This is a genomic window from Litorimonas taeanensis (assembly GCF_003634015.1).
Taxonomy (GTDB): domain Bacteria; phylum Pseudomonadota; class Alphaproteobacteria; order Caulobacterales; family Maricaulaceae; genus Litorimonas; species Litorimonas taeanensis.
Genome location: NZ_RBII01000002.1, coordinates 843,519 through 860,259 on the forward strand (window position 1 = coordinate 843,519; position 16,741 = coordinate 860,259).

Annotated in this window: 19 protein-coding genes; 11 read left to right on the plus strand and 8 right to left on the minus strand. The window is 48.7% G+C overall.

The genetic code is table 11. The features are described 5' to 3' along the window. Positions 1-85 precede the first annotated feature (85 nt). Both DES40_RS11970 and DES40_RS11975 read right to left on the minus strand, forming a co-directional pair. Positions 86-1,267 (minus strand): endo-1,4-beta-xylanase, encoded by a 1,182-nt coding sequence (locus DES40_RS11970; protein ID WP_121102471.1) that lies wholly within the window; start codon positions 1,265-1,267, stop codon positions 86-88. Positions 1,268-1,507: 240 nt separating this feature from the next. Continuing rightward, a complete protein-coding gene (locus tag DES40_RS11975) occupies positions 1,508-2,965 on the minus strand; it encodes a sigma-54-dependent transcriptional regulator (RefSeq protein WP_121102473.1) in 1,458 nt (485 codons plus the stop codon). A 263-nt stretch (positions 2,966-3,228) separates the two neighbouring features. Between DES40_RS11975 and DES40_RS11980 the strand changes: the two genes are divergently transcribed. From DES40_RS11980 to DES40_RS12000, 5 genes are all read left to right on the plus strand, one after another. Then, positions 3,229-3,531 (plus strand): aa3-type cytochrome c oxidase subunit IV, encoded by a 303-nt coding sequence (locus DES40_RS11980; protein ID WP_121102475.1) that lies wholly within the window; start codon positions 3,229-3,231, stop codon positions 3,529-3,531. 71 nt (positions 3,532-3,602) lie between these two features. Continuing rightward, entirely contained in the window at positions 3,603-4,733 is a 1,131-nt protein-coding gene (locus DES40_RS11985; protein ID WP_121102477.1) for a Re/Si-specific NAD(P)(+) transhydrogenase subunit alpha, read from the plus strand. Between the two features lie 6 nt (positions 4,734-4,739). Then, the gene (locus DES40_RS11990; protein ID WP_121102479.1) at positions 4,740-5,069 is read left to right on the plus strand and encodes a proton-translocating transhydrogenase family protein; all 330 of its coding nucleotides are present in this window, start codon (positions 4,740-4,742) and stop codon (positions 5,067-5,069) included. Between the two features lies 1 nt (position 5,070). Continuing rightward, positions 5,071-5,679 carry a hypothetical protein gene (locus tag DES40_RS11995; protein WP_121102481.1) on the plus strand — a complete coding sequence of 203 codons (609 nt, stop codon included), beginning with the start codon at positions 5,071-5,073 and terminating at the stop codon, positions 5,677-5,679. Next, entirely contained in the window at positions 5,676-7,082 is a 1,407-nt protein-coding gene (locus DES40_RS12000; protein WP_121102483.1) for an NAD(P)(+) transhydrogenase (Re/Si-specific) subunit beta, read from the plus strand. The genes DES40_RS11995 and DES40_RS12000 overlap by 4 nt, the downstream gene beginning before the upstream one ends. A gap of 159 nt (positions 7,083-7,241) precedes the next feature. On the opposite strand, the gene DES40_RS12005 is transcribed toward DES40_RS12000, so the two are convergent. After that, positions 7,242-7,763, minus strand: a complete 522-nt coding sequence (locus DES40_RS12005) for a CC0125/CC1285 family lipoprotein (RefSeq protein WP_147405907.1) — start codon at positions 7,761-7,763, stop codon at positions 7,242-7,244. 158 nt (positions 7,764-7,921) lie between these two features. Then, positions 7,922-8,467, minus strand: coding sequence for a CC0125/CC1285 family lipoprotein (locus DES40_RS12010; protein WP_121102487.1), 546 nt, complete (start codon positions 8,465-8,467; stop codon positions 7,922-7,924). Positions 8,468-8,786: 319 nt separating this feature from the next. Here DES40_RS12010 and DES40_RS12015 point away from each other — a divergent pair, with 319 nt between their 5' ends. The 3 genes from DES40_RS12015 to DES40_RS12025 all read left to right on the plus strand — a co-directional run bounded on the left by DES40_RS12015 (position 8,787) and on the right by DES40_RS12025 (position 12,010). Next, positions 8,787-9,767 carry an ABC transporter ATP-binding protein gene (locus tag DES40_RS12015; RefSeq protein ID WP_121102490.1) on the plus strand — a complete coding sequence of 327 codons (981 nt, stop codon included), beginning with the start codon at positions 8,787-8,789 and terminating at the stop codon, positions 9,765-9,767. 3 nt (positions 9,768-9,770) lie between these two features. Then, positions 9,771-11,258: an ABC transporter permease gene (locus DES40_RS12020; protein ID WP_121102491.1), complete on the plus strand. Its 1,488-nt coding sequence runs from the start codon at positions 9,771-9,773 to the stop codon at positions 11,256-11,258. Between the two features lie 62 nt (positions 11,259-11,320). Next, entirely contained in the window at positions 11,321-12,010 is a 690-nt protein-coding gene (locus DES40_RS12025) for a COQ9 family protein (RefSeq protein WP_121102493.1), read from the plus strand. An 8-nt stretch (positions 12,011-12,018) separates the two neighbouring features. Here the strand turns inward: DES40_RS12025 and DES40_RS12030 are convergent, their stop codons facing one another. Next, on the minus strand, positions 12,019-13,092 hold the full coding sequence (locus tag DES40_RS12030) for a 5-(carboxyamino)imidazole ribonucleotide synthase (RefSeq protein ID WP_121102495.1): 1,074 nt from the start codon (positions 13,090-13,092) through the stop codon (positions 12,019-12,021). A gap of 2 nt (positions 13,093-13,094) precedes the next feature. Further along, entirely contained in the window at positions 13,095-13,604 is a 510-nt protein-coding gene (purE, locus tag DES40_RS12035; RefSeq protein ID WP_121102497.1) for a 5-(carboxyamino)imidazole ribonucleotide mutase, read from the minus strand. Positions 13,605-13,815: 211 nt separating this feature from the next. Here purE and DES40_RS12040 point away from each other — a divergent pair, with 211 nt between their 5' ends. Then, positions 13,816-14,451, plus strand: coding sequence for a GGDEF domain-containing protein (locus DES40_RS12040; RefSeq protein ID WP_121102499.1), 636 nt, complete (start codon positions 13,816-13,818; stop codon positions 14,449-14,451). Between the two features lie 70 nt (positions 14,452-14,521). Here the strand turns inward: DES40_RS12040 and DES40_RS12045 are convergent, their stop codons facing one another. Further along, a complete protein-coding gene (locus DES40_RS12045) occupies positions 14,522-14,776 on the minus strand; it encodes a YdcH family protein (RefSeq protein WP_121102501.1) in 255 nt (84 codons plus the stop codon). Between the two features lie 136 nt (positions 14,777-14,912). Here DES40_RS12045 and DES40_RS12050 point away from each other — a divergent pair, with 136 nt between their 5' ends. Continuing rightward, positions 14,913-15,077 carry a YdcH family protein gene (locus tag DES40_RS12050; RefSeq protein ID WP_121102503.1) on the plus strand — a complete coding sequence of 55 codons (165 nt, stop codon included), beginning with the start codon at positions 14,913-14,915 and terminating at the stop codon, positions 15,075-15,077. Between the two features lie 110 nt (positions 15,078-15,187). Continuing rightward, positions 15,188-15,994, plus strand: a complete 807-nt coding sequence (locus DES40_RS12055; RefSeq protein WP_121102505.1) for an SDR family NAD(P)-dependent oxidoreductase — start codon at positions 15,188-15,190, stop codon at positions 15,992-15,994. A gap of 52 nt (positions 15,995-16,046) precedes the next feature. On the opposite strand, the gene DES40_RS12060 is transcribed toward DES40_RS12055, so the two are convergent. Continuing rightward, entirely contained in the window at positions 16,047-16,730 is a 684-nt protein-coding gene (locus tag DES40_RS12060) for a DUF1523 family protein (RefSeq protein ID WP_121102507.1), read from the minus strand. Between the last annotated feature and the right edge of the window lie 11 nt (positions 16,731-16,741).

The window sequence follows — 16,741 nt, forward strand, 5'->3', positions numbered from 1 at the left end:
ATGGTTCGGGCCGAGCTTTGCCATATATCGCTCTGTGATAATAGAGGCTTTTCCGCAGGGTTTCAGTAACCCATTTTTGAGGGCCTTATATTTGGTAATTTGGCTCAATAATGGCGCGAAGCGCTTTTTTAGCCTGTCGGCTACGATCATATAGTAGCGGTGCATTGGTTCGATCGACGGGGTAATAATTAAGCCATGTCTGTTCATCAGAGATACCCCACACTGTCACCGAGGATAGGCTAGGGCGTGTTGTAAACCCTGCATAAAGCGCTCTGTACTTTTCGGCCTGATCGTCAAGCGCGCTTTGCGGAATATTATTTCCGTAATCGGCCGAGCATCCCGTTTGATTTTCAAAACATGAAGCTGGGTCATTATATATAGAAATATCCAGTTCTGTAATATGGTTTTCCAAGCCCAAGAATTGATTATCCACGGCGTCTATAGCTGCAAAGACATCGCTTACAGGGGTTGAGGCCTGAATGTGCATTTGATGACCCACGCCGTCCAAAGGAATATTGCGCGCCTGCAAATCAGATATAACGGTCAATAGTCTTTCCCGTTTCGCACTCAGTTCTGTGCTATAGTCATTTATAAATAATAGGGCGTCAGGGTCGGCTTTACGGGCGGCTTGAAACGCCCAGTCAATATAGTCTGGGCCGCCTGCGGCGCGATACCAATTAGAATCGCGATAAGGCGCGGTGGCGCCATCACCGTCAGAGATGACTTCATTCACAACATCCCAAGCATAAATCTTGCCTTTGAAATGGGTGACGACCGCTGTGATATAATCTTCGAGGGTTTTGCGAACCTGTGCAGGCGTACCCTCGAAAAAATAATCCGGCGTTGCGCGGTGCCATAGTAGGGTGTGCCCTCGCAATTGAATGTTATTAGCTTCGGCAAAGGCTAATAATTTGTCGGCCTCTTCAAACGTATAATTTCCCTTTGTCGGTGCAAGAGCGTCTGGCTTCATGAGGTTTTCAGCCGTAATCGAATTAAATTGCGATTGTAATATGGCGGCGTCTGCCGAGCCATTAGCAATTTGTTCTGTACCAATGGCGGCGCCAACCAAGAATTTATTTTCAAATGTATTTTTAAACGCGCCATCCGCAGGCACATATGCCTCAGGCGGGGGAGGAGGGGGCGGCGGAGGCGGTGGCGGAGATACAGATATAGTAGAGCGCGTAGAGCTCGCCCCGCCGCAAGCGGTGGCTAGTAAACTGACCCCGCCAGCTATTAATTTCAGTCGTGACCTCGCATTAAATTCCATGCTTCTCCCCTTAATAATGTGTTTTTGATAGGCGTGTTGTCAATTTATGATAGCGCTATCATAAGTGCGGCATAACAAATAAAACTAGGATTTGGCAAGGGGTAAAACTGAAGAATAAAACGGATAGTCTGGGCTTAAGGCAGCCGGCTTCGTTAAACCCGCGATATAGCCCGTATAAAAAAACCTCACCGATTGGGTGAGGCTTTATTTAAATATAGAGGATAACCAAGTTTGTCAGCGTTAGGCTGTCCTGACATTATCGACGTCTAAGGCGTGTTCGCGGACTTTACGATAAAGCGTTGACCGCCCAATACCGAGTCGACGAGCGACCTCAGACATATGCCCTGAATAGTTTTCGATAGCGAATTGAATGAGATCACGCTCAATATCTTCTAAGGTGCGTAAATGCCCTTCGCGGTCCAAGACGGATACGGCATTATCATGCACGGCATCATCGCTGACCTCGCTAGAGATAAGGCCGTCCAAGTCAGACTTGCTCTCGTTCGTCATTACCGGGTTCATGCCTGAAATTTGCGGGAAGTCATGCGGCTTTAACATATGGCCGTCTGACAAAATCATGGCGCGGAAAATTGAATTTTCTAATTGGCGTACATTGCCTTTCCACTCATAATTTTGGAGCATTTCAATGGTCTCGCGTTCTGCCCCTGAAATAGAGAGGCGTTCTTGAGCATTAAATCGCTTGATAAAATGATCCGTCAGGGCAGGAATGTCTTCTCTGCGTTCCCGTAATGGTGGGACGGCGATAGGGAAAACATTTAAACGGTAATATAAATCTTCGCGGAAACGGCCTTCATTGACGGATTCTTGTAAATCACGATTGGTCGCGCTGATGATACGTACATCAACAGGCGTGGGTCGTTTGGATCCAATCGGATCGACTTCACCTTCTTGTAAAACCCGCAGCAGCTTAACTTGCATATCAAGGGGAAGCTCGCCAATTTCGTCTAAAAATAAGGTGCCCGTATGGGCTTCTTGGAATTTACCCAAATGCTTGCTGTTCGCCCCCGTAAAGGATCCTTTTTCATGCCCGAATAGAATACTCTCGACGAGATTTTCTGGGATAGCGCCGCAATTGACGGTGATGAAGGGCTTACCCGTCCGTTCTGATGCGCCTTGAATAGCGCGGGCAATGACTTCTTTACCCACGCCCGATTCACCGGTGATTAAAATCGGGATATTGGCTTTGGCCCCGCGTTCACCCATAGCCACCACAGTACGCATGCTGCCTGCATTTCCAATAAGGTCATTAAATTGCAAACTGCCTTCGGAGGTCTTTTTAAGCCGCGTCACTTCTTTGACCAGAGTTTTCATTTCCAAGGCATTACGAATAGACACGATAATGCGCTCTGGGCTGGCAGGTTTAACAATGAAGTCACGCGCCCCAGATTTCATTGCCTTGACCACAGCCTCAATCGAGCCTTTTCCTGTTAGGACTATGACAGGCAGGTCTGGGCGTTTTGTTTGAAGGTCTGCCAAGGTTTCCATACCGTCCCGACCCGGCATGACCAAGTCCAAGAGCATGACATTGACTTTCTCGCTGTCGGGGCCGAGCGCGATTTCAAGCGCTGTGTCGCCATTATCGGCCTGTAGAGTAGAAAACCCGCTTTTCTCAACAACGGCCTGTAATAGGCGGCGTTGTGTTGGGTCATCATCAACGATTAAAACAGTTTTAGACATATATTCACCTCTTCGCCCGTCGCTTCGTCACTTCGCGGAAAATGACGGTTTCGGGTCGTTGCGTCACAATATGGGACATACAGGTAAATTTTGGGGCAAAAGACGAGGTTAACAGGACGTTAAATCTCTGAATGACCACTATTCATCTCAAAAACGCAAAAATTTGTCTTTTTTGGGCTTTGGAGGCGATGCCGCTATTGTCGGCTGAACCGTGCCATGATAGCTAAACCCCACTTTCGACCTGAGATATTTAAGGAAAAAAAATGGCGGCCGGATCTTCTAATTATACCCGTGGTGAGATGGATGTAGACTCACAATCTCGTAGTTTTGGCGGCTTTATGGGCCTAACGAAATATGGCGGTACGGCTGTGGCGTTAATCGTCTTAATGCCAACACTTGTTTTCGCAGCCGGTATGGCTTGGCTCCCTGCGCTAATCGCTACGATTGTTCTAGGCGTCATTATTGGGGCCGTTCTGAAATTAAAGGGCCTGTATTATGTCTCTCTAATCGGGACTTCAGTTTTTGTTGCCATCATATGTGTCTTACTATCCCTGCTCGCAGGCTAAGTTTGGTTATTAATGCTATCTAGGCGGCCTAGTGCCGCTCACCCTGATGAGGGTAAAGAAGGGGAATTACTTTGCATATTGCTGTTATCAAAGATGCAGGACCAGCCGAGCATCGCGTCGCCGCAACACCTGAGACGGTAAAGGGCTATGTAAAGTCTGGACATAGTGTCAGCGTCACAAAGGGCGCTGGCCAAGATGCCAATTACTCTGATGCTGATTATAAAGAGGCCGGCGCGAAAATCGCGACCAGCAATGCGACTTGCGTGAAATCGGCTGATATCGTTTTCTCAATCACGGGCGGGGATGCCAAACTCGTCGCGGGCCTTAAAAAAGGGGCAGGCATTACAGGATTGATGAATCCAACAGATAACCCAAAATATGCAGAAGCTTGCGCCAAGGCGGGTGTCACGGCTTTTGCTTTGGAATATATTCCGCGTATTTCTCGCGCTCAGTCTATGGATGTTTTGTCATCACAGTCAAACCTTGCGGGTTATCGCGCCGTCGTCGAAGGCGCGGGTCTTTATGGCCGCGCTATGCCAATGATGATGACAGCGGCGGGAACTGTGGCTCCAGCCAAAGTCTTTATTATGGGCGTCGGTGTTGCAGGGCTTCAGGCTATTGCAACGGCGCGCCGTCTTGGCGCTGTGACAACGGCTACAGATGTTCGTCCGGCGACAAAGGAACAAGTGGCGTCTTTGGGCGCTAAATTCATTGCCGTTGAAAATGAAGAATTCAAAGCGGCTGAAACAGCCGGGGGCTATGCCAAGCAAATGTCGCCTGAATATCAAAAGCTTCAAGCGGAATTAACGGCAAGCCATGTAGCGAAACAAGATATTGTTATTACGACAGCCCTTATCCCTGGACGTCCTGCCCCTAAGCTCGTGAGCAAAGACATGCTGGCGAATATGCGTCCGGGCTCTGTCCTTGTTGACCTAGCGGTAGAACGCGGCGGCAATGTAGAAGGCGCGAAAAAAGGCGAAATCGTTACGACAAAAAATGGCGTCCAAATTGTGGGGCACTTAAATTGGCCTTCACGTATGGCCTCTGATGCCTCTGCTATGTTTGCCAAGAACTTAAAAGCCTTCTTGCCCTTAATTACATCCGAAGATGGTCAATACGCACCGGATTGGGAAGACGATATTATTAAGGGCTGCGCGCTGACGAAAGACGGCGAAGTCATTCACGAAAGATTATTGGGGTAGATCATTATGAGCGCAATGTTAATTATGGCCGGCGGCGCCGCAGTCAGTCCGCTAGTCTTTCAACTTACAATTTTCGTCTTGGCAATTTTTGTCGGTTATTACGTCGTATGGTCAGTCACGCCGGCGCTTCACACACCATTAATGGCTGTGACGAATGCGATTTCATCCGTGATTATCGTGGGGGCCTTGATTGCGGTTGCCGCAGGGACGCATGGCGGTTCATCCTTATCGACAGGCACAGGGGCTTTGGCGGTTGCGCTTTGCGCGGTGAATATCTTTGGCGGATTCCTCGTCACGCAGCGCATGCTCGCCATGTATAAGAAAAAGGCGAAATAATATGGCGGCAAAATATATTTTATCAGCCGTTATTTCGGCCTCTATTCTCTCTCTCTCAGCCTGTAATAATGAGACGAAAACCGAAACCGAGGCCGCCGTAAAAACGGTAGAAACAGTACAAAGCGAAGCCAATAAGACAGCGCTGAAAACGCGGCTTGCGGCTTATGAAGACATTTTCGAGAGCGGGAATATCGGCGAAACTTATACCTTTATTCCGCCTGCCATGAAGGCGGCCATCACGGCCTCTACGGGACTATCCGAAGATGCGCTTCGCATAAATTTTGGCAAGCAGTGGTCAACGGCGCTAGAAACCGTTTCCATGGAAGAATTTACGTTTCAGGCTGATGCGGCAGAGATTCAAACCTCTCCGACAGAGCGGCGCTATGCCCTCATCCCGACAACGATAGTGATGGGCGTTAATGCCAATCCTGACAAAGTCATCAAAACAGAATCTTCGACTCTGGCGCTCATGGATGGCGGCATTTGGTATTTTGCTCGCCTCGATGAACCCGAAATGATTGATTTTCTTAAATATGCCTATCCAGATTTAGGGCTCATAAAACTGCCCGAAGCTGAGATGAAAATGATTGATAGAGAGACCGCACAATGACACTTTCAGCAGATATAGCGGCCATTCTTTACACGGTATCCGCCGTTCTCTTTATTTTGGCCCTTCGCGGATTAAGTTCACCAGAAACCTCTCGCCGCGGAAATTATTTCGGTATGGTCGGTATTGCTATTGCAATGGTGACGACTTTCCTTGTTGCCGGATTGGGCGGTTCAGGCCTTCTGATTGCAGGCGGCGCCATTGTCATAGGCGGCGTCATCGGGGCCTTTATCGCTAAGAAAATTCCGATGACAGATATGCCGCAATTAATTGCAGCGTTTCACTCGCTTGTGGGTTTGGCTGCGGTTCTTGTTGCGGTTGCAGCCTTTTTCTCCCCCGAAAGCTTTGGCATTGTAAGCGAAGGCAAAATCAAAGCGGGGAGTTTACTCGAGCTGGCTCTGGGCGCAGCGATTGGCGCGATTACATTCTCTGGCTCAGTTATTGCCTTTGCCAAGCTGAACGGAAATATGTCTGGTTCACCAATTATGTTACCCGGACGGCATTTAATTAATGCTGCCTTGGCGATCGGTATTGCTGTTCTTATTGGCATGTTGATGAAGTCAGGCGGTAATGACCCTATGCTTCTTTGGATATTGCTCGCAGCGACTTTTGTTATCGGCTTCCTTTTGATTATACCAATTGGCGGGGCAGACATGCCTGTTGTTGTTTCTATGCTTAATTCCTATTCAGGTTGGGCGGCGGCGGCGCTTGGATTTACCCTTGGTAATATGGCGCTAATCGTCACGGGGGCCTTGGTTGGCTCTTCGGGGGCAATTCTATCTTATATCATGTGTAAGGCTATGAACCGTAGCTTTATCTCTGTTATCTTAGGCGGCTTTGGCGGCGACGATGCGGCGGCAGGCGCTGGGGATAAAGAACAGCGCCCCGTGAAACGCGGCTCTGCCGAAGATGCAGCCTTTATAATGAAAAATGCGTCTAAGGTCATCATCGTACCAGGCTATGGTTTGGCTGTGGCTCAGGCTCAGCATGCTGTGCGCGAAATGGCCGATACGCTAAAGGCAGAAGGCGTAGATGTCGTCTATGCTATTCACCCTGTTGCGGGGCGGATGCCGGGTCATATGAACGTGCTCCTTGCTGAAGCGAATGTCCCTTATGATGAGGTGTTTGAGCTCGAAGATATTAATTCTGAGTTTTCGAATGCAGATGTTGCCTTTGTGATTGGGGCGAATGATGTCACGAACCCCGCCGCGAAGAAAGATCCGCAAAGCCCAATTTTTGGCATGCCGATTTTGGATGTTGATAAAGCGTCGACGGTTCTCTTTGTGAAGCGTTCACTTTCTCCGGGTTATGCAGGTATCGACAACGATCTTTTCTATGAGGACAACACAATGATGCTCCTCTCCGACGCCAAGAAAATGGTCGAAGAGATTATCAAATCACTTTAAATCCTGCATAGCTATAACAATAAAAAAAGCCCCTCATTTCGATGAGGGGCTTTTTTCTTGCGTGATAGATAAAAGGTTGGCTCGTTGTCACTATTGACCACTATTTTCTAGTAGCCGTCTTTCCGTCGCGGCGGACTTTCTCTAGCGAGCCGGCTTTTACTAACGAAATGAGCGGCGCACCATTTTGGCGTCATACACGTCACCCGAAGCAGGGGCTTGCCCCGTACCCACTTCAAATTCGATTTCAACGGAATAGCGTGTTTCATCGCGCTCAGGAAAACCTGTATCAAAGCTATCGCGGCGATAGGTACGGTTTACCGTACGGCAACCGAGTAGGCCGCAGCTTTGTACTGGCACGCGCTCATAGCGCGTCTCAAAGCGAGCATCATTATCACCGCGTGTGATTTCTTTTTCAGTATCGCGTTCAATGACACGGAACCAATCATACCCTTTATCCAAGGTTTTCCGTGCCGCCTTGTGCAGGGCTTCGTCATAGACGTCTTGTGCCGTATCATTTCTGTCGCCATCTACCGAGACTTCATAAGTTTTTCCGGTGACGCCATAAGAACTTTCTCTGTCATAATCACTATAATAGTCATCATTATCACTGGTCGCGCAGGCTAGGTTCGGTAGGCCGGCAAAAGCTGCCAGAGCGGCACTGGTTAAAATTAAAGATCGCATTTTATCCTCCATGAACAAATATTACGATTAGAAAAGAAAAAGGTTCCGTGAGCGCCCAAGCGCAGCACAACCCCCAAATGTAAGCGGCTATCAAAGCTCAATAAAAAGGCCCCTTACCGAAGTAAGAGGCCCGGGGTCGCTTTGCGTGAGCGATAGGGTTAGCGGTAAGAGCGTCTTACCAAGCGAGCATCATAGACTTCGCCGCTTCTCGGCATAGGACCAGTGCCCATTTCAAATTCTAAGGTCACAGAATAACGCGTTTCGCGGCGTTCAGGCGAACGGGCCTCTATGTAACCAGAACGCTGGGTTTCATAGCTTGTGCTACACGCCAAAAGTCCGCAACGCTGAACGGGTACGCGTTCATAACGGGCCTCAAATGAAGAGCCCCCACGGTCAGAATAAACGGTTTCGCGATCTGTATCGCGGTCTAATACACGGAACCAATCATAGTCTTTGTTCAATGTTTTCTGGGCCGCTTTATAAAGAGCCTCATCAATCACATCATCGCGGCTATCACGGCGATTGCCTTCGGCTCTTACGTCATAGACGCGGTCGGATATGCGTGTCCGCGATCCAAGCTCAATACTAACCGTTGCCTCGACCTCAGTTTCTGGGCCGTAAGTTGGGCTATAAGGGCCTGCTGCTAGTGCAGGCATAGCTGTGAGTGTTGCAAGAGTAGCAACCGATACAGTAAGTTTACGCATAATTTTCTCCTATGCTAACATTGGCTCACATAAAGAGAGCCAAGCTTCGTCTCCGAGGCTAAGCTTGTTGCCCAAATGTGACTGGAATAGGGCAAAATCTTGATTTTATTTGACTTATTTCAAGCTAAGTTATTGATTTTATTGCGTTCGTGATTTTACCAAAAATACAATGTGCCATTATTTCAGAGACTGTAGCTCTATGTTTCCAAATTATATTAGGGGCAGATTCAGGGTGAAACCCGCTAAAAGAATTTACATTGAGGGCTTAAGCTGAATTTTGCGCTCTTGTTTTAGCGCAAGAATTTGTCATTAAGGGTTTATGTCAAAACCCCCTCTCATTTTAAATAACGTCTCTAAATCTTTCGGCGGGAAGCAAGCCGTAAAAGATGTCAGCTTTACTATCCGCGCGGGCGAAGTCGTGGGGTTTTTAGGGCCAAATGGGGCGGGAAAAACCACGACCATCCGTATGGCGCTTGGCCTTATTCCCCCTGATAGCGGCGAAGTCGCGCTTTTTGGCGACGCGCCCGGCGAAAATGCTTTTGGGCGTATTGGGTTTTTGCCCGAAGAGCGAGGCCTATATAAAAAGCAAACAGCCAGAGAAAGCATTGCGCATATGGCGCGTCTTAATGGACTGCCAAAAGGCGAAGCCTTTACCTTGGCAGATTCGCTCTTGGATCGTTACGGCTTGTCCGAAGCCAAACGGAAAAAGAATAAAGACATGTCTAAGGGCATGGCGCAAAAGGTTCAGCTGCTTTCTGCCATCGCGCATAATCCAGAGTTTTATATATTAGACGAGCCATTCTCTGGTCTTGATCCTGTTAACCAGCAAGTTCTTGAAGGTATTGTGAGCGAAATAGCGAGTCGGGGCGCGACAATTATATTCTCAACACATGTCATGGAACATGCGGAACGCCTTTGTGACCGTATTATCTTGATGGGCGGCGGCCGTGTCGTGTTTGATGGTTCGACAGAATTAGCGCTGTCTAAAGCGCCTCGCCGCCTGATGATTGCATCAGAGGATGAGCGGCTCGAAGCCCATATGCAACCCTTTGCCAAGTCTATTGAGGCGCGAAAGGATGGGGGCTTAATGGTGACTCTAGAAGATGAGGCGCAACCGCAGAAAATCCTCGAAAGCTGTGTTGCCGCGAAAATTCCCTTAACCCGCTTTGAACCCCGCTCACCGACTTTGCACGAAGCCTTTGTGGCTCTTGTCGGTGATGAGGTACGCGCAGATATGCAACAGAGCGCGGATAGGGAAGAGAGCCATGCCGAAGACAATACTATGAAAGCGGAGCACTAGATTATGGCTATTTCTGTGTTTCCAAAGGTTAATCTACGCCGAACCTTTCTCATCGCGCGCCGGGATTATCTAGGTTACGTTAAAACCGTTGGGTTTTGGATTTCTTTTCTCATGCCTTTTATCGGGATAGCTGTGGGCTATGCCTTTACGCAATTCGATGTAGAGGTATCGCCGCCGCGTTATGAATCTATCTTAGATGAAACAGGACAGCATAAGTCTGGTATTTTAGCGCTACACGAAGCGCGAAATAGACAGCAATTTGAAAGGCTAATAACCAGCCTTGAAGGCGCAATGCTGGACGCAGAGACCGCGAGTTCTATCAAAGAGACTCTACGGACAGAAGGCGCTGAGGCCGCGCAGGCTGCTATAGAGAGCAAAGTGCCTAGCCTGAAAGGGCAATTAAAGCCGATTGAAAACAAGCTCAATTTTATAGAGCCGCCTGCTGAGACATTAGACGCTATAAAGCCCTATTTGGTCGGCGAAAAAATGATAACGCTTCAAGGCAAAGATCGCCCATTGGATGGGCTGCTGCGAATTACACAGGGCCCCGACGGTCCCGTGGTCAATTATTGGTCGAAGAATATCAATGCGAATGCGGCCAAAGATCTGACCGAGGATTATTTCAAAGCCTTAGCCGAGACACAGTTTTTGGCGACAGGGGGCTTAACCCGTGAGGGATTTAAGGCGGCGCAAAAAGGGCGTCTTAATGTAGAGAGCTTTGACCCGACAAAGGTTGTTGGCGAGGCAGAATCTCAAGAAGTCACAAAGGCCGATAGGATACCTTATTTTGTGGCGGCAGGACTGTCGATTTTTCTCTGGCTGACCGTCTTCTCTGGCGCCTATATGTTATTAACCTCGATGCTAGAGGAGAAGCTGAATAAATTGCTTGAGATGATGTTGGCGTCAACGCGGTTTTCCGAAATCATATTTGGCAAATTACTCGGTGTGGCGGCCCTGACACTAACGGCTATGGCGCCTTATATTATTCTAGGTGTTATGGGCATTATTGCAGTTATTTTGCATGACAATTCAGAGATTACCCAAGCTTTACTCGCTAGTTTTACGCCAAAGATTATTATCTTCTTTTTTATATTCCTTGTGCTGGGTTATATTTTCTACGGGGCCTGTTTCATTGCCATGGGCGCTCTCAGTCAATCCATGCAAGACGCGCAAACTATAACAACGCCAATCGTTATAGTTCTGACCCTTTGTATCATGGTTGTCCCTATTGGCTTGAATGCGCCTGATAGTTCGCTCTTGCGAATAGCGAGCCTGTTTCCGCTTTCGGCGCCTTTTGCGGTGATTATTCGGTTGCCGTCAGATCCACCGCTGTGGGAATTAATTCTATCGGCCGTTATGCTCGCGCTTGTGTCGCTAGGCGTGATTTGGGCTGCGGGACGTGTTTTTCGTTATGGCGTGTTATCTGGCTCTGGCGTTGGCGCTATTCAAGGGTGGTTCAAACGCGTCATTCTTCGGCGGAAAGCCAGTTAACCCACTGCGGCAAATTCGGGCCATCAGGTGACAGAGGCGGCCCGGCGCCCTATATAGAGCTTATGACAGAAACCGCCTTACAGCCCAGAGAGCGCATTTTAAACGCGGCTTTAAACCTCATCCCTTTTGAAGGGTGGACGGATAAAATGCTGGCGCAAGCCGTAGAGGCGGCCGCGTTACCCCAAGGCGCGGACGCCCTTTATTTTCCCGAAGGGGTTCTTGATTTATTGGCCTTTTGGTCCGAGCAGTTAAATGATGAAGCCGCAGAGGCATTATCGAAACTTGACCTTGGTGCGTTAAAGATAAGAGACAAAGTGACACAAGGCGTGTTGGCGCGCCTAGAAGCGATTGGCCCACATGAAGACGCGGCGCGGCGTGCAATGGCGCGGTTAAGCCTTCCGGATAGTTTTCTGACAGGCCGAATGAGCGCCACAGGCCAGTTATGGTCAGCAGCTGATATGATTTGGCGCGCTATCGGAGATACGTCTACGGATGCGAATTATTATTCCAAGCGCACAATATTATCTGGCGTTATCGCCGCGAGCTTACCTGTTTGGATTAACGATTCTGATCCAGCCAAAGAAAAGGCCCGTGCTTTCTTAGACGCCCGTATTGCCAATGTGATGCAGTTTGAAAAATTTAAGTGGCAGGTTAAATCAGCGACAAAAGACTGGCCCAGCCCCGCCTCTATTTTAGGCAGCATTCGCTATGGGGGTTTGCCGAAATTTAAGCGCCGCCGCCGCCGAAGCTAGCCGCGCAATTATTTTTGTGGGCGGTTTATATGGCCCATTTTTCGGCCCTGACGCGCCTCTTGCTTGCCATATAAATGAATGGCTGTTCCGGGTTCTGCGGCGAAATCGGCCCAATTATTGACATCATCCCCAATGAGGTTCGTCATAACGACAGAATGTTTTGGTGTTGCGTCGCCTAAGGGCCAATCTGCGACAGCGCGAATATGTTGTTCGAATTGATCTGTGCAACCCGCGTCTTGTGTCCAATGACCCGAATTATGAACGCGCGGGGCAATTTCATTGACCATTAGAGAACCGTTAGGCAGTTCGAAAAATTCTGTTGCCATGACGCCGACATAATCAAGGGCATTCATGATTTTCAGAGCAAGCTTTTGCGCGTCTGGGTTATCGCGCGGCGCAGGCGATGTGCTGGTGTGCAAAATATGATGACGGTGGACATTCTCAATGAGGGGGTAACAGGCGGATTGCCCCGCTTTACCGCGAGCGCAAATAACAGAGACTTCGCGTTCAAAAGGAATGAACGCTTCGGCAATAAGAGCTTTATCACCTAGTTGCGCCCAAGCCGCGTCTATGTCTTCTTGTGATTTAATGATAATTTGCCCTTTTCCATCATAGCCAAATCGGCGTGTTTTGACCACGCAGGCGCCGTTGATGGATTGCATAAAGCGTTTGATATCATCCGGAGATTTAATGTCTTCGAAAGGAGCCACAGCGACGCCGGCTTTCTCTGAGATAAACCGTTTCTCGCTCAGGCGGTCTTGGGCCACGTCCAAACAAGATGCGCTTGGAGACAAAGGTTTAAGGCTTTGGGCGAGGGCGGCTGTTTGGGCGGGAATATTTTCAAACTCATAGGTCAATGCATCGCAAGACTTTGCAAAGCGGGTAATGGCCGCTTCATCGGTATAATCGCCTGTGGTGAACTCTGTTGCGACCTGTGCAGCCGGGCTATCGGGTCCTGTCGGGGCATAAATATGCGTGTTCAATCCTAAACGCGCGGCGGCCAAGGCTAACATACGGCCGAGTTGGCCGCTCCCAAAAATGCCTATGGTTGAACCTGGGGCGAGGGGAAAGGGCGCTGTCATGATTAGTCTTTTTTATCCGATCCAAGAGGGTCAAGGCCGACAGAGGCTGTTTGCTCTGCGCGCCATGTCTCTAGTCTCTCAGCGAGGGCGCTGTCTTCTAGAGCCAAAATAGAGACGGCAAGTAGTCCTGCATTTTTGGCGCCGGCCTTACCGATGGCGAGTGTGCCGACGGGGACGCCGCCTGGCATTTGCGCAATGGATAAAAGACTGTCCATCCCAGAGAGCGCCGCGCTTTGCACAGGCACGCCTAAAACAGGCAGGCGCGTCAAAGACGCCACCATGCCGGGGAGGTGCGCTGCGCCGCCCGCGCCAGCTATAATCACTTTATGCCCTTTATCGGCTGCGGTTTTTGCGAATTCAAAAAGCCGTTCAGGCGTACGATGGGCGGAAACCACACTGGCTTCATAAGGGACGCCTAATGTGTCTAATATGCTAGCGGCATGCTCCATTGTCGGCCAATCAGAGGTCGACCCCATAATTATGGCGATAGGCGGTATAGTTTCGCGAGTCATGCTTTGGCCTTCCCAAATATGAAGCAGGAAAGCATGGGCTTTTAGACTAAGCTGGGGTGAAATCCAATATGAATCTGGTGGGATTCTCGGCAGATGATTTCCGCGCAGTTCTGTGCCGAGGCATAGCGGTACTGAAAAACCCGTGCGCTATTTCCCGTTTCTTAACTCTCGGCCCCTATACAACGCGATGTGGGGATGTTGGGGAATATAAATGAAGTTGAAATCGGTCTCTCAGGCCTTAAATCAAGGGGGTGATCGCCTATCTGATCACCAAAGCGTAATGGCGACCCGTTTAGCGCAGGAAAACCGTAATCTTTCTAATGAGATTGCGCGTCTTCGCTTTAAAGTATTGGAGCTTGAACAAGCGGCCGATAGCGACCCCTTATTGCCTGTCTATAATCGCCGTGCTTTTATGCGCGAAATGTCGCGCGCTCAGACCATGACGACCCGTTATAATATCATCAGCTCTGTCATCTTTTTCGATCTCAATGGGTTTAAGGCCATTAATGATAATCATGGCCATGCGGTAGGAGATTATCTTTTAAAGCAAGTCAGCGCCGTTTTGACTGAAGGCGTTCGCGATTGCGATATGGTTGCGCGTCTTGGTGGAGATGAATTTGGAGTTTTATTGTTCAAATCGGACATAGATATTGCCGCTGCAAAAGCCGCCGCTTTATCTTGCCGAATAGCTGAACAAGTCGTGGAAACCGAACGAGACAATGTGAGCGTCACTGCGGCTTGGGGCGTGGCCAAATGTGACCCGGACGAAGAAATTGACGAGGTTTTAGACCGCGCCGACCGAGAGATGTATAAGGCAAAAGCGGTTCAAAAAATCGCGCGCGGATAAAGGGTATTCCCTTTTGCCTCCACTTTGTTTTGGAATTGTGCGGTCGTTACCCCAGAGGAAACACGACTATTTAGGCGATAATGTCCGGCGTTAATTGATTTTCCAGATAAACAATTTGATCCTTCATAGAGAGTTTTATCTTTTTCATACGCCGTATCTTCAGAACGTCAGAGACGCCTGTTTCGATAAGCGCATCGATTTCAAGATCCACACGCCTGTGTTCAAGTCGTAATTTTTCCAGCAAAGCCTCTAATTCTTCGCGGCTTGGCTCGGCGGCCTCATCATTGGCCACATTTGGCAAATCGCTGGAGTGATCATCAGACATATATAACCTTTAATCAGATTGACCTCTCTATCATATTAACAGAGCTTAAGGGATGATGGCAGAATAAACTAGGACTCACGTTAATTATTATGGTATATATTCATTGTCTATAACTCACTCACTATAGGAGATGTGAATGGCATTATCTGCGCATTTAGAACAATTAACTTCAAAACACGCTTCATTAGAGCAAAAAATACAAAATGAAATGCGAAGTCCGCTGCCAGATCAATTCCGAATATCACAACTCAAAAAAGAAAAATTACACCTCAAAGAAGAGCTCTTGTCAAAACAGTCATAGCTTTCCTAGATTTTAAATCTTTAAACCGTTAAGCAAGCCCGTTCACGGATAGTTATCAGCGATAGTTATCTGAGAGCGGGTTTTTATTTAGATTAGGCAGAAAGTTTTCCATGTCAGATCAAGTTTTTATTGTCACGGGAGCGGCGCGCGGCATTGGCTATGCCTGCGCCCAAAGATTAGTCAAAGACGGCCATAAGGTTGTTTTGGCGGATATGGACACAGATCAAGGTTATCGCGCAGGCGAGGAGCTCGCGGCGGGTACCGACAAAGCTGTTTTTGTTGAATGTGATGTATCTAATAAATTAGAAGTACATAATTTGATTGCCGAAACCCTTGGGGCCTTTGGCCGTATTGATGGGTTAGTTAATAATGCGGGGATAGCAGTCAAAGGCGGCGCTCTTGATATGAGCGTCGAAGATTTTGATCGGAACTTAGCGGTGAATTTGCGCGGGGCTTTCTTAGTCTCAAAAGCGGTCGCAAAATATATGGTCAAAGAAATAGAAGCCAGAGATGATAGATCTCGGTTGACCGACCGCCCTTATGGCATCGTCAATATGTCGTCGATTAATGATACCGTCGCGATACCAGACTACATCGCCTATACCGTATCCAAAGGCGGGTTGTTGCAAATGACCCGCGCTATGGCGCTGGAGCTTGCGCCTTATGGTATTCGTGTGAACGCGATTGGCCCTGGTTCAGTAAAAACAGATATGCTGGCGGGCGTGGTCGGCGATGATAATGCGATGGATAAAATTCGTTCCCGTACGCCGCTTGGCCGCGTTGCCCAGCCTGATGAAATCGCCAGTGTCGCCGCATTCTTGCTCTCAGAAGATGCAAGCTATGTGACGGGGCAATGTATCTATGTCGATGGCGGGCGCTTGGCGCTTAACTATATGATGGAAGATAAACCCATTTAATTATTCAGCGCCTAAACCTGATAGTGTCTAAACACGATCATCCCTGTGAGCGTTAGGCTTTTGGCTTGGTGGTACCGAAAAGCTTACGCCAAAACCGGCCAATAGCCGAGCCTTGCTTGGCGAGACTATCACCCGCCGCATCCGCATGTTCACTGACGGTTTTGGCGGCTTCGCTAAGTTCTTCTTCGATTTTATCCGTAATTGGGTCGACATTCTTTGTCTTCCAGCGATTGATAACGCGCCAAATCGAAAACAGGATAAAGGCGAGGAGGCTGAGAAAGACGATGTTAAACCATGGAATTAAAAACACATCCGGCCCGCTCACCTTTTTAATCGAAGTGGCATTCGGGAATATTGAAAAGAGTTTGATGCGCCATCCATAATGGCGAACTGCCACCCATTGCTCGTCTTGTTTTGCCAGAGATTGTGCCTGTGCGTTGAGATCGCCGCTATCGAATTTGAAATAAAATGGGAATGACCATTCTGTGTCTTCATTACGATAAACCCGCGCCTTGCCATTGGCGCGTTCGGCATTGATAAAGCGGACATCGCGCGTGGCCTCGCGGTTCGTGCCGGCATCGGGTCTATCCCAAAAAGGCGAGCCTTTGGAAATATCCATCCGTTTTACATCTGTACCGTTAATTTTGACAATATCGCGCGACGGCAAGAAATAATTCAGCATAGTCGCGATGAGGATAAAGGCCACAAAGGCAAAGAACCATTTAACCGCTTTCATAACACGCTCCT